Below are 13,392 nucleotides of genomic sequence, written 5' to 3' on the forward strand. Positions count from 1 at the left end.
TAAAAGCGCGTAACATACATGGGCTGCGCGTAACTTTCTTTGAAGTGTTGCAAAAAAAAAGGAATTTGTGAGAACGATCACTCGAAAGCGCGAGCATGACTACAAACTCACCCATTTATTGATCAAAAAACAGACAAAACTACCTGGTTCGCAAAAGAGCGTCTAAAGTAAAACTGGGACCTCGCAAGCATAAGTGAGACGACGATGGCGCTTTACACAATAGGTGAAGTGGCTTTGCTTTGTGATATCAACCCTGTCACTTTACGTGCGTGGCAGAGGCGTTACGGATTACTGAAACCGCAACGGACAGACGGCGGACATCGCCTGTTTAACGACGCGGATATCGACAGGATCCGTGAGATAAAACGCTGGATCAACAACGGTGTCCAGGTCAGCAAGGTTAAAATGTTGCTCAGCAATGAGAGCATTGATGTGCATAACGGTTGGCGTGAACAACAAGAGACGCTGTTGAGCTATTTGCAAAGTAATAATCTGCATAGCCTCAGACTGTGGATCAAAGAGCGTGGTCAGGATTATCCCGCACAAACGCTCAACACCCATTTATTCATTCCGTTACGCCGACGTCTGCAATGTCAGCAGCCGATCCTCCAGGCGTTACTGGGGATCCTCGACGGCGTACTGATCAACTACATCGCGATTTGTCTTGCCTCAGCACGCAAGAAACAGGGCAAAGATGCTCTGGTGGTTGGCTGGAACATTCAGGATACGACCCGCTTATGGCTGGAAGGTTGGGTCGCCAGCCAGCAGGGGTGGCGCATTGACGTCCTTGCCCATTCGCTGAACCAACTGCGACCGGAGCTGTTTGAAGGTCGCACCTTGCTTGTCTGGTGCGGCGAGAACCAAACGCCCGCTCAGCAACAACAGCTGAATGAATGGCGCGCGTTGGGTCACGATATTTATCCACTCGGTATTTAATATTCTATTAACAAACGTGTACAATCCTTGAATTCACATAAGGAGTGCATAATGAGCGCAGCTAAAATCGGTGTCATTACCCTCTTCCTGCTGATGGCCATCGGCGGTATCGGCGGTGTCATGCTGGCAGGTTATACCTTTATTTTACGTGCCGGGTAAGATGTCTCGCTAATTTCTCAAAACCGCGGTCAACAATTACCGCTGCCAGCGCGACCAACAGCGCCCCCTGAATTACATAGGCGGTATTGAACCCACTCAGCCCGATAATAATCGGCGTACCCAGCGTGTTCGCTCCAACGGTTGAGGCGATGGTTGCGGTGCCTATATTAATAATCACCGACGTGCGAATCCCGGCCAGAATAACCGGGGCCGCCAGCGGTAACTCTACTTTACGCAGCCGCTGCCCCTGACTCATGCCCATTCCGCTGGCTACCTCAATCACGCTGGGAGAAATACCGCCGAGTCCCGCCAGGGTTGCCTGCAAGATCGGTAATACCCCATACAGGATCAGCGCAATAATTGCCGGTTCAGGACCAAACCCCATCACTGGTACGGCGATCGCCAACACTGCAACTGGCGGAAAGGTCTGCCCCACGGCGGCAATCGTTTCCACTATCGGCCTGAATTCCGCGCCCCAGGGCCGGGTTACCGCAATTCCCGCCCCAACGCCAATCAATACGGCGATAAGGCTTGAGATCCCCACCAGTGTAAAATGGCTCAAAGCCAGCGCCGTAAAACTTTCCTGCTGATACACGGGACGTGGCAGCTCAGGAAACAGCGAACTAAACAGGGTCTGACTGTGAGGCAATCCAACCAACAGGATCAGAAACAACGTAACAAGCCACAGCAGTGGATCAGCAAGACGTTTCACGGGTCGGCATCTCCGAAAGCAAATCGCGAAAATGGAGCGTTCCGCAGGGTACCCCCTGCAGCGTCACGACAGGTAAAACGTCGCAACCGCGCGCCACGAACACCGATAACGCATCACGAAGCGTCATCTCATCCACCAGCGGCTCGCCGTCTGAGTGTTCTCCTCGACGGATAAAATCGCCTACCGTACGCAGCGACAACAGACGTACGCCCAGTTCACTGCGGCCAAAAAAGGTTTGTACGAAATCATTCGCTGGCGCAGTGAGCATCGACAGCGGCGTGCCTTGCTGCACGACCTTTCCTGCATCCATCAGCACCAAATGTTCCGCCAGTCTTAGCGCCTCGTCGATATCATGCGTCACTAACACAATGGTACGCCCCAACAAACGGTGAATACGCGTCATCTCCTGCTGCAGCGCACCGCGGGTGACCGGGTCCAGCGCGCCAAAAGGCTCATCCATCAATAGCACCTGCGGATCCGCCGCCAACGCACGCGCAACCCCGACCCGCTGCTGCTGTCCGCCGGAAAGCTGATGCGGATAACGGTGGCGCAAACTTTCCTCAAGACCCAGCAGCGCCATCAGTTCATCTGTTCGGTCATCAATACGTGAGCGCGACCACTTTTGCAGTTGCGGTACGGTGGCGATGTTCTGCGCGACGGTCCAGTGGGGAAACAAGCCAATAGACTGAATCGCGTACCCCATGCGCCGTCGTAGCTCCAGCACCGGCAGGCTACGAATTTCTTCTCCGGCAAAGCGGATCTGCCCGCTGTCGTGTTCAACCAGCCGATTGATCATCTTTAGCGTGGTGGACTTCCCCGAACCTGACGTGCCGATTAACACCGAAAAGCTGCCCTCCCCTAAATGCAGGTTAAGGTCATCAACGGCTTTTTGCTGACCATAGGTTTTACTGACGTGGCGAAATTCAATCATTATTCGATACCTTTAGCAGCGCGAGACCTAAATCAAACAGCGCATCAATCAACACTGCCAGCACAACGACTGGGATCACGCCCAACAGCACTAAATCGACGGCGCTACTGAGCAATCCCTGAAAGACCAGCGCGCCAAATCCCCCTGCTCCAATCAGCGCAGCAATCACCGCCATTCCCACGGTTTGCACCATCACTACCCGTAAACTGCGTAAGAAGACCGGCAATGCCAGCGGGAACTGCACCGAGACAAATCGCTGGAAAGTGTTCATTCCCATCGCTCGAGCGCTTTCCAGTACATCCCGCGGTACCTGATTCAACCCAGCCACAACGCCACGTACCAGCGGTAACAACGCATACAGCACCAACGCAATAAGCGCAGGCGTCATACCGGTTCCCGCGACACCGAACTTGCCCAATAAAGGAAAGTGCTTCACCAACCCGGCAAGCGGCGCAATTAACAGGCCAAACAGCGCGACGGAGGGAATGGTCTGGATGATATTCAGTAGTGCAAATACCGGCCCCTGACGGGTGACAGAGAAAGCACACCAGATGCCCAGTGGCACACCAATAAGCAGCGCGGGCACCACGGTAGCAAACAGAATCGTCAAATGTTGCGCCAGCGCGTCGTTGAAGACATCCTGGCGGTTGACATATTCTTTAAGCAGAGAAAGATCGTTAAACGTGCCGGAGAACAAAAGCACCAGCGGCACAATGAATATTTGAGCATGCAGCGCCCAACGCCACAGTGCCTGAGCGGTGATGCGACGAATAGCGTCACTGGCGGCCAGCAGCATCAGCCCCACGCCCAACCAGAATCCACTGCCCAGACTAGTTCTGGCCAGCGGACTCCCTGTCTTCGCCAGATACGTTGCCGTTGTACCTGCGGTTACCAGCGCGGCGATCACCAACAGTTGGCAAACGATAAGCGCCAATATATTACCGGACCTTCCCGGTACAACGCTCAGAAGACACAGCAGCAAACAGGCCACCGCCAATCCCCATGCCGTGTCGGAGCTGATATCCCAGAGTTGACGACCTTCGCCGGACACCAGACGATTAGGGGCATAGCTAATGAAAGGCAGCGCTGCCGCCGCGAAAGTAAGAAGCACCAGCAACAACAGCACCCGATTGACTGAAATATTCGACAAAACACCCACCCGCTGCAAACGCCGTTACTTCACCCATCCTTTTTGCTTCAGGTAATCTGCTGCGACTTTTTTCGCATCCAGCCCCTCCACGGCAATACTGGCATTCAGCTGCTGCAACGTTTTTTCATCCAGACTGGCAAAAACCGGCTGTAGCCACTCTCCCATTTGCGGATAGTCTTTCAGCACAGATTCACGTACGACGGGTGCTGGCGCATAAATGGGCTGGACACCTTTTGGATCGCTTAAAGTTTGCAGACCGAGCGCCGCAACCGGGCCATCGGTGCCATAAGCCATCGCCGCATTGACTCCGGAGGTCTGCTGCGCCGCCGCTTTAATCGTTACCGCGGTATCCCCCCCAGCCAGCGACAACAGCTGATTTTGATTCAGTTTGAAATCATAGGCTTTTTCAAACGCTGGCAGCGCGTCAGCCCGTTCGATGAATTCCGCAGAGGCGGCAAGTTTGAACGTTCCTCCGTCCTTCAGGTAACGGCCTAAATCAGCAAGGGACTCAAGTTTGTTCTTTTGCGCGACATCCTGGCGTACTGCAATAGTCCAGGTGTTGTTGGCGGGTGCAGGGGTTAGCCAGACCAGCTTATTTTGCTCTGCATCCAGCTTTTTCACTTTGTCGAATCCAGCCTGCGCATTTTTCCACGCGGGATCATTTTCATCTTTAAAAAAGAATGCGCCATTACCGGTATATTCCGGATAAATATCCAGCTCACCGGAGGTGATTGCCCCACGCACCACTGGGGTGGTACCAAGCTGTATTTTATTGACGGTTTTCACGCCATGGCTTTCGAGCACCTGCAAAATAATGTTGCCGAGCAGCGCCCCTTCGGTATCTATTTTTGAACCGACCGTGACGGGTGACGCGGCCTGTAAGGGTAGGCTTATCGCAGCTAACAGCGCCAGCGAACCCACCGATACTTTTGAGATTATCATGCTGTACTCCTCATCCTTTTGCGGCCCTTTTCAGAGACTTGAGGAAAAAGCATAGTCGAAAAATCAGGGCTTAACCTGGCAATTGGGGAGTAAGAGAGGGATTCGTTAGCAATAACGTGATGAGAAATAAGAAGCAGACGCGGCGCGTACGTCTAAAGATAAAGGCCGGAAACCCGGCCTTTACTCGCTAATCAATTACAGCAGTTCAAATTCGCCCTGCTTCACTCTGGCGGAATCCACGCCGATGAAAACGTTAAATTTGCCAGGTTCTGCATCGTATTGCATACGCTGATTCCAGAACTTCAGCGCGTCAATGTCAATCGGGAAGCTGACGGTCTGGGTTTCACCCGGCTTAAGATTCACTTTCTCAAAACCTTTCAGCTGTTTTACCGGACGACTCATGGAAGCGGTCACGTCCTGCAAATACATCTGAATCACCGTCGCACCTTCGCGCTTGCCGGTGTTGGTCACCTGCACGCTGGCCGTCACGGTCCCGTCACGCTTCATCGTTGGAGAAGAGAGCTTCACATCAGAAACCGTGAACGTGGTGTAGCTCAGGCCATAACCAAAGGGATACAACGGACCATTCGCTTCATCAAAGTAGCGCGACGTGTACTTGTTCGGCTTATCTGCGTTATACGGACGACCGGTATTGAGATGGCTGTAATAGACCGGGATCTGTCCGACAGAGCGCGGGAAAGACATCGGCAGCTTGCCTGACGGGTTGTAATCACCAAACAGCACATCGGCGATGGCGTTACCGCCTTCCGTCCCGGCAAACCAGGTTTCGAGGATCGCATCGGCCTGTTGATCTTCTTTAACCAACACCAGCGGACGTCCGTTCATCAGTACCAGAACCAGAGGTTTACCGGTGGCTTTCAGCGCGGCAATCAGGTCACGCTGACTCTGTGGAATAGTGATATCGGTGCGGCTGGAAGCTTCATGCGCCATACCTTGCGCTTCGCCGACTACCGCAACCACCACGTCAGACTGCTTCGCTGCGTTCACGGCTTCATCGATCATCGCCTGCGGCGAGCGCGGGTCAACCTTCACCGCCTCTTCATACAGATTGAGGAAATCGACAATGCCTTTGTCGTTGGTGATATTCGCCCCTTTGGCGTACAGCACTTTGCCCTGATCGCCGACGGCATTTTTAATCCCCGTCAGTACCGTTACCGACTGATCGGCAACACCGGCAGCGGACCAACTGCCCATCACATCACGCTTGCTGTCGGCCAACGGACCGACGACTGCCACGGTGGCGGATTTTTTCAGCGGCAACGTTTCCAGACGGTTTTTCAGCAGCACCAGGCTTTCTCGCGCTACTTCACGCGCCTCTTTACGGTGCAAACGGCTTTCCGCGTTGGTGTCCTGTGGGTCAGATTCTTTGGCCCCCAGATGACTGTACGGGTCGTTAAACAGCCCCATATCATATTTCACGTTCAGCACGTGGCGCGCGGCGTCATCCAGCTCCGCCATCGTCACTTTGCCGGATTTAATCAAGCCCGGAAGATATTTGCTGTAATACTCATCGCTCATACTCATATTAATGCCGGACTTGATCGCCACACGCACCGCATCTTCAGGATCGGAGGCAGTACCGTGCTTAATCAGTTCCTTAATCGCGCCGTGATCGGAAACGGTAATACCCTTAAAGCCCCATTCATCACGCAGCACGTCTTTGAGCAGCCATGCATCTGAGGTTGCAGGCGTACCGTTTAGCGAATTAAGTCCTACCATTACCGCACCGCTACCAGCGTCCAGCCCGGCTTTATACGGCGGCATATAGTCGTTGAACAGACGCTGTGGGCTCATATCGACGGTGTTATATTCCTTGCCACCTTCAACCGCGCCATAAGCAGCGAAGTGCTTGACGCTGGTCATCACCGAATAGCGATCCGCCGGGCTTTTACCCTGCATCGCTTCTACCATGGTTTTACCCATCGTAGCCGTTAAATACGTGTCTTCACCAAAACCTTCTGAAGCACGGCCCCAACGCGGATCGCGAGAGACATCGACCATTGGCGCCCAGGTCATATTCAGACCATCATCGGCGGCTTCATACGCGGAAATACGGCCAACGGTTCTGACCGCATCGAGATTAAAAGAGGATGCCAGGCCGAGACTTATCGGGAACACGGTACGTTGGCCGTGCAATACGTCGTAGGCAAAAAAGAGAGGAATTTTCAGGCGGCTGAGTTCCATCACCTGATCCTGCATTTTGCGGATATCCTGGCGCGTGACGGTGTTAAAAATTGCCCCAACCTGCCCATCTTTGATCATCTCGCGGATGGCTTCTTTCGGGTTATCAGGCCCGACGCTTATCAAGCGTAGTTGCCCAATTTTCTCATCCACGGTCATCTGTTTAAGTAAATCGGTAACGAATGCATCCCGCGCTTCTGGCGTCAGAGGATGGTTACCAAACAGCGTGTCCGCCTGCGCTGGTTGCAACGCCAGACTCACCGCGACACCTACAGAACATAGCCATTTCATGTTGATTCTCTCTTTATTTTTTCCCGACGAGGCAGCGAAAATATAACAAAAACCGCAGTTTGCCGTAAGACTAAACGGGAGCAATAAAGAAAGCTAAGGTTATTCTCCTAATTTTCAAAACTAGCGCAAATCATTAGAAGACGAACCAGAGACAATATGAATGAGAAAGCGTATTGTCATACAAAGCGCTATGCTTGTTCCTGATATTGAGTCCCACCACAAGGAGTGGAGAATGTCTTCCATTACAACAGATAATAAAGCTTTCCTGAATGAACTGACCCGTCTGGTTGGTCATTCTCACCTGCTCACTGAACCTGCTAAAACGGCCCGCTATCGCAAGGGATTCCGCTCCGGCCAGGGCGAAGCGCTCGCCGTTGTGTTCCCCGGCTCGCTTTTAGAGCTGTGGCGCGTTCTCAATGCTTGCGTCGCCGCTGATAAAATTATCCTGATGCAGGCCGCCAATACCGGCCTGACCGAAGGCTCTACGCCGAGCGGAAATGATTACGACCGCGAAATTGTCATTATCAGCACCCTGCGCCTGGATAAACTGCACGTCATCGGCAAAGGCGAACAAGTGCTGGCTTATCCCGGTACAACATTGTATTCGCTGGAAAAGGCGCTCAAACCGTTTGGCCGTGAGCCACATTCTGTGATCGGGTCATCCTGTATTGGCGCTTCGGTAATTGGCGGCATTTGCAACAACTCCGGCGGCTCGCTGGTACAGCGCGGCCCGGCATATACCGAGATGTCGCTGTTTGCGCGTATTGACGAACAAGGTAAATTGCAGTTGGTCAACCATCTGGGTATCGAGCTGGGCCAGACCCCGGAACAGATCCTGAGCAAACTTGATGACGAGCGGATTAAAGATGACGATGTCCGCCACGACGGGCGACACGCGCACGATCACGACTATGTCACCCGCGTCAGAGATATTGAGGCGGACACGCCCGCCCGCTATAACGCCGACCCGGATCGCTTGTTTGAATCATCCGGTTGTGCAGGTAAGCTCGCGGTTTTCGCCGTGCGTCTGGACACCTTCGAAGCCGAAAAAAATCAGCAGGTCTTTTACATCGGTACCAATCAGCCTGAAGTGCTGACGGAAATCCGCCGTCATATTCTGGCAAAATTCGAGCACCTGCCGGTTGCTGGTGAATATATGCACCGCGATATTTACGACATCGCCGAGCAATATGGCAAAGATACGTTTCTGATGATCGACAAGCTCGGCACCGACAAAATGCCGTTCTTTTTCACCCTGAAAGGTCGCACCGATGCGATGCTGGAAAAAGTGAAAATTTTCCGTCCGCATTTCACCGACCGGGCAATGCAGAAATTTGGTCATTTGTTCCCCAGCCACTTACCGTCACGCATGAAAAGCTGGCGCGATAAGTACGAGCATCACCTGCTGTTAAAAATGGCCGGTGGCGGCGTGGCTGAAGCGCAAAACTGGCTCAGCGAATATTTCAAAACCGCTGAAGGCGACTTCTTTGCCTGTACCCCAGAAGAAGGCAGCAAGGCGTTTTTGCATCGCTTTGCGGCGGCTGGCGCGGCGATTCGTTATCAGGCCGTACATGCCGATGAAGTAGAAGATATTCTGGCGCTGGATATCGCGCTGCGTCGTAACGACACCGAATGGTATGAGCATCTGCCGCCAGAAATCGACAGTCAACTGGTGCATAAGCTCTATTACGGTCACTTTATGTGCTATGTATTCCATCAGGATTACATCGTGAAAAAAGGCGTGGATGCACATGCGCTAAAAGAGCAGATGCTGGAGCTTCTGCACGAGCGCGGAGCACAGTATCCGGCAGAGCATAACGTCGGACATCTGTATAAAGCACCGGAAACATTAACCCGTTTTTACCGCGAGAATGACCCCACCAACAGTATGAATCCGGGTATTGGTAAAACGAGTAAGCAAAAGTTCTGGAAAGAATCGTAGGCCCGATAAGCGTAAGCGCCATCGGGCACGTTGCCGGGGGCGCTTCGCTTGGCCAGCCTACGGTTTAATCGTTTTGCGCGGTTTGCTCACCCGTAGCTGAACCTGCCGCCGCCATCTGCGCCGCTTTTTGCTTTTTGTAGCTCAGCGCTGCCGCCGGAACCGGCATCACCTTGCCGGTTTCAATCCAGGTGCGTAAACGGCTGGCATCGGCAAAGTGGGTATATTTACCGAACGCATCCATCACCACCAGCGCCACCGGTTTGTTATTGATCACGGTGCGCATCACCAGACAGTGGCCTGCCGCATTGGTAAATCCGGTTTTGGTTAACTGAATATTCCAGTTATCGCGGTATACCAGATGGTTGGTGTTACGGAATGGCAGCGTATAAGCCGGGTTGGCAAAGGTCGCCATATCTTCACGCGTAGTGCTTAACTGGCCAATCAGCGGATACTGCTTGCTGGCGATCAGCAGCTTGGTTAAATCACGAGCTGTCGAGACGTTATGAATCGATAAGCCGGTTGGTTCCACAAAGCGTGTCTGAGTCATGCCGAGCGCTTTCGCTTTGGCATTCATGGCTTTAATAAACGCGTTATAACCGCCAGGGTAATGGTGCGCCAGACTGGCTGCCGCACGGTTTTCTGACGACATCAGCGCCAGCAGTAGCATGTCTTTACGGCTAATTTCACTGTTCAGTCGCACACGAGAGTAGATGCCTTTCATTTCCGGTGTCTGACTGATATCAACTTTCAGTTTCTCATCCAACGGCAGTCGTGCATCAAGCACCACCATCGCGGTCATTAATTTGGTAATCGACGCAATCGGACGCACAAGGTCCGGGTGGTTCGAATAGATAACTTTGTTGGTATTCAGATCAACAATCATCGCGCTACCGGACGCTATCTCAGGTTGAGAAGCCGCTGCGGTAGTTGCCGTTTTCGCCACGGCTTGGGGTGCAAAAGGAACGGCCAGCACCAGGGCAAGGCTTAATAATGAAACTCGGAATTTCAGCATGATGAGATTTCTGATAATGGTTCACGCACGTCACAACGCACACCGCCAGAGACTAAGTATTATCTCAAGCTAGCTCAGGCATCATAGCGATCCGGCAGGTTTGCCGCCACAGGAGAATCGTCTCGAAATGCTGCGTTGCTGACTTTTACGTCAACAACGCAGCGCAGACAGGTTTATCCGTCAGAATAATCGGTAGCCGTAACCCCACAGGATTACCGTAATAGCCAGCAGAACTTCCAGTACCAGCACACCGATCGCCAGCGTCGAACTGGAAAAACTTAACCCTTCCTCGCGTGTGATATTCAGGAATGTCGGTATGCCGAGATAAAGTAAATAGCCGGTGTAAAACAACGCAATGGTCCCCACCAATGCGCACAGCCAGACCAGCGGATAAAGTGCGACCAGTCCGCTTAAAAACAGCGGCGTCGCGACATATCCTGCAAAAACCATACAATGAGCCAGCGACGGGCGCTGCGGGTAATTACGCGCCATCCACCAGATAACCCGCCCCATAACGGCGACGCCCGCCAGCATCACCCCGTAAAACAGAATTGCCATCGCAAATCCGGTCAACAGAGATAGCTTCAGGATATTGCCATCGCCAAAATTCCAGCCGATTTGTGTAGTACCGATAAACGCGCAAACCACCGGGATTGCCGCCATCAGCAGTACATGGTGGGTATAGTGATGCGAAACGCTTTCGTTTTCGCTGTTGATCACGTGCATTTCACGATCGGGATGGGAAAACAGCCCCCAGACATGGTTCATACCGCCCCCTTGTTGTCAGCTCCGGACCTCAACACTTCAAGTATAATTCAGCTTTTGATTATTTTATGTACACCGAAAAAATACCGAAGCGCCGGGTAAAAAGTTTGTCAGGCGTAGGCATGATAAGCGAAGCGCCATCAGGCATTGGAGAGCTGAGCGACCTTAAGCGCTACTACGCGGCTTTTCCGGCATCAAACAATCATAGGGTGTATGCTATTAGCAGTGGAGGTCATACAATCGTATGGATATAAATCATTATGTTGCGCAATACGGCTATGCTGCGTTAATCATCGGCAGTCTGGCGGAAGGCGAAACCATTACCCTGTTAGGCGGCGTTGCGGCGCATCAGGGCGTCCTGAAATTTCCCCTGGTGGTACTCTCGGTCGCGCTGGGCGGGATGATTGGCGATCAGTTGCTTTATTTACTCGGACGTCGTTTTGGCGGCAAAATTTTGCAGCGTTTCTCGCGCCACCAGGCGAAAATTGATTACGCACAGAAGATAATCCAGCGACGTCCTTACCTGTTTGTAGTCGGTACGCGCTTTATGTACGGCTTTCGCGTTATTGGTCCCTTACTGATTGGCGCCAGTCACCTGCCGCCGAAGATCTTTTTACCGCTAAATATTCTTGGCGCGTTTGTCTGGGCATCGTTATTTACTACTCTGGGCTACATCGGTGGTGAAGTGATAGCGCCGTGGCTGCACAGCCTTGACCAGCATATCAAGCATGGCATCTGGCTGGTGCTGGTTATCGGGATTGTCGCGGGCGTCCGCTGGTGGATGAAACGGCGAAGCACGCGTAAAGCGCAATGAAGATGGCCCGACAGCAGAACACCGTCGGGCCGATTAATCAGGACGCGTGATAACCGCCGCCCAGCGCACTGGTCAACTGAATTGAGGCATCCAGCCATTGGCCCTGCAAAAGCAGACCGTTGCACTGCTCACGTAATGCCGGGATCTTTGCCTTGCTGACCCTGGAGCCCGCAATAATACCCGCATTAAAGCGTGCCTGAGCCAGCCCCACTACGCGCTGAGCGTCATGTTCAATCTGCTGCTGATGCTGATTTTTCTGCGCTAATGTTTCTACCTGCGATGCAGCACGTGCCACGTCATTCACCGCATCCACCACCGCTTTGTTGTAATTCGCCACCGTCAGGTTGCTTTGCGCTTTCGTAATATCGAGATTTGCGTTCAGCCTGCCGCTGTCAAAGATAGGCAGTGTCAGCCCGGCGGTTACGCCCATTTGCTGCGCGGAATGGCGGAACAGGTCACTCAGATGTAACGCATCCTGTTGTAAAAATGCCATCAGATTCACATCGGGATAAAAAGCCGCTTTCGCCGCATCAATGCTGCTCAGCGATGATTCAATGTACCAGTGCGCCGCCTGTAAATCCGGGCGGCGGGCCAGTAGCGAGTAACCCAATTGTGACGGGAGCTGGCTTTCGACCGCGGGCAGTGGGGTCGAATGGAGCTTCAGGGCAGTGGACTGGGCATTGGTCAGCGCGCTCAGCCGTGCTTCAATCACCTTCATTTTACCGCTGACATCATTCAACTGCTGCTCTGTTTTGCTGGAATCAATATCAGTTTCAACGCCTTCCACTGAAGAAGTTAGACCGTTTTGATACAGCTGACGATCGACGGTTATCACATTTTGCTGCTCGCTTTCGATTTGCGTCAGTACGGTTTTCAGCGCCGCCTGCGTCTGCCATTCCCAGTAAAGGCGGGAGACACCGCTCGCCAGCAGCTGCCGGGTTTGCTCGCGCTCAGCCTCACGTGCCTTAACGGCCCCAATGCGCGCCGTCACTTCAGCCCGATTTTTACCCCACAGATCCAGATTCCAGCCAGCAGTTAAACCAAAGGTTCCGTTGGTGTACCACGGTCCTGTTGTTCCGGCGGCCGGATCGGTAATGGCAAACGGTCCCATCAGCCCCTCAGCTGACATTCTCTGACGCTCAACGTCTGCGGAGAAGTCGATCTCCGGGCCATCCTGTGCTTCCACGGCCTTAGCCTGCGCCTCCGCCAGTTGAATGCGCTGTTCCGCTACCTGCATATCAGGAGAATTTCGCAACGTGCTGTCAATCAACGCATTAAGTTGTGGGTCGTGATATGCCCTCCACCACTGGCTGTCCGGCCAGCCATTTTTTAACGCGGCAGGCAATGTGGTATCGACATTCGCAGCAGGGGTCTGCTGTGACAGAGACTGGCGGTCATCATGCATAGGCGCACAGCCTGCCATCAGAACAAAAAGCGGCAACAATGCCGTGGTGATAAATACAGAATTACGATTCATGGAGATATACAGGTAAGAAAAGATGTGCAGAGATTACGACTTGTCGCTTTTGCTTTTTT

General features: G+C 53.0%; 12 protein-coding genes. 4 read left to right on the forward strand and 8 right to left on the reverse strand.

The window, feature by feature from the left end:
- Window positions 1-204 precede the first annotated feature (204 nt).
- Together mlrA and G4551_RS15495 are read left to right on the forward strand one after the other, a co-directional pair.
- Window positions 205-936, forward strand: a complete 732-nt coding sequence (mlrA, locus tag G4551_RS15490; RefSeq protein WP_003027351.1) for an HTH-type transcriptional regulator MlrA — start codon at window positions 205-207, stop codon at window positions 934-936.
- 51 nt (window positions 937-987) lie between these two features.
- Entirely contained in the window at window positions 988-1,095 is a 108-nt protein-coding gene (locus G4551_RS15495) for a protein YohO (protein ID WP_003027354.1), read from the forward strand.
- Here the strand turns inward: G4551_RS15495 and G4551_RS15500 are convergent.
- The 5 genes from G4551_RS15500 to bglX all read right to left on the reverse strand — a co-directional run bounded on the left by G4551_RS15500 (window position 1,076) and on the right by bglX (window position 7,323).
- On the reverse strand, window positions 1,076-1,807 hold the full coding sequence (locus tag G4551_RS15500; RefSeq protein WP_003840153.1) for an ABC transporter permease: 732 nt from the start codon (window positions 1,805-1,807) through the stop codon (window positions 1,076-1,078). The genes G4551_RS15495 and G4551_RS15500 overlap by 20 nt on opposite strands.
- Window positions 1,791-2,738 (reverse strand): ABC transporter ATP-binding protein, encoded by a 948-nt coding sequence (locus G4551_RS15505; RefSeq protein ID WP_003840151.1) that lies wholly within the window; start codon window positions 2,736-2,738, stop codon window positions 1,791-1,793. The genes G4551_RS15500 and G4551_RS15505 overlap by 17 nt, the downstream gene beginning before the upstream one ends.
- Window positions 2,731-3,897 (reverse strand): ABC transporter permease, encoded by a 1,167-nt coding sequence (locus tag G4551_RS15510; protein WP_032941234.1) that lies wholly within the window; start codon window positions 3,895-3,897, stop codon window positions 2,731-2,733. Before G4551_RS15510 ends, G4551_RS15505 begins: the two co-directional genes overlap by 8 nt.
- A gap of 15 nt (window positions 3,898-3,912) precedes the next feature.
- Window positions 3,913-4,830: a glycine betaine ABC transporter substrate-binding protein OsmF gene (gene osmF / locus G4551_RS15515; RefSeq protein ID WP_003840148.1), complete on the reverse strand. Its 918-nt coding sequence runs from the start codon at window positions 4,828-4,830 to the stop codon at window positions 3,913-3,915.
- Window positions 4,831-5,025: 195 nt separating this feature from the next.
- Window positions 5,026-7,323 (reverse strand): beta-glucosidase BglX, encoded by a 2,298-nt coding sequence (bglX, locus tag G4551_RS15520; protein ID WP_003840146.1) that lies wholly within the window; start codon window positions 7,321-7,323, stop codon window positions 5,026-5,028.
- A gap of 232 nt (window positions 7,324-7,555) precedes the next feature.
- Between bglX and dld the strand changes: the two genes are divergently transcribed.
- Window positions 7,556-9,265 (forward strand): D-lactate dehydrogenase, encoded by a 1,710-nt coding sequence (gene dld / locus G4551_RS15525; RefSeq protein ID WP_003840144.1) that lies wholly within the window; start codon window positions 7,556-7,558, stop codon window positions 9,263-9,265.
- Window positions 9,266-9,329: 64 nt separating this feature from the next.
- On the opposite strand, the gene pbpG is transcribed toward dld, so the two are convergent.
- Together pbpG and G4551_RS15535 are read right to left on the reverse strand one after the other, a co-directional pair.
- Window positions 9,330-10,277 (reverse strand): D-alanyl-D-alanine endopeptidase, encoded by a 948-nt coding sequence (gene pbpG / locus G4551_RS15530; RefSeq protein WP_003027363.1) that lies wholly within the window; start codon window positions 10,275-10,277, stop codon window positions 9,330-9,332.
- Between the two features lie 180 nt (window positions 10,278-10,457).
- Window positions 10,458-11,045 (reverse strand): Yip1 family protein, encoded by a 588-nt coding sequence (locus G4551_RS15535; RefSeq protein WP_003840142.1) that lies wholly within the window; start codon window positions 11,043-11,045, stop codon window positions 10,458-10,460.
- A gap of 241 nt (window positions 11,046-11,286) precedes the next feature.
- Here G4551_RS15535 and G4551_RS15540 point away from each other — a divergent pair, with 241 nt between their 5' ends.
- Complete coding sequence (locus tag G4551_RS15540; RefSeq protein ID WP_003027365.1) at window positions 11,287-11,856, forward strand: DedA family protein; 570 nt, start codon at window positions 11,287-11,289, stop codon at window positions 11,854-11,856.
- Window positions 11,857-11,893: 37 nt separating this feature from the next.
- Here G4551_RS15540 and mdtQ read toward each other — a convergent pair whose 3' ends face one another.
- Window positions 11,894-13,333 carry a multidrug resistance outer membrane protein MdtQ gene (gene mdtQ, locus G4551_RS15545; protein WP_003840138.1) on the reverse strand — a complete coding sequence of 480 codons (1,440 nt, stop codon included), beginning with the start codon at window positions 13,331-13,333 and terminating at the stop codon, window positions 11,894-11,896.
- Window positions 13,334-13,392 lie beyond the last annotated feature (59 nt).

Source organism: Citrobacter freundii ATCC 8090 = MTCC 1658 = NBRC 12681, assembly GCF_011064845.1.
Classification (GTDB): domain Bacteria; phylum Pseudomonadota; class Gammaproteobacteria; order Enterobacterales; family Enterobacteriaceae; genus Citrobacter; species Citrobacter freundii.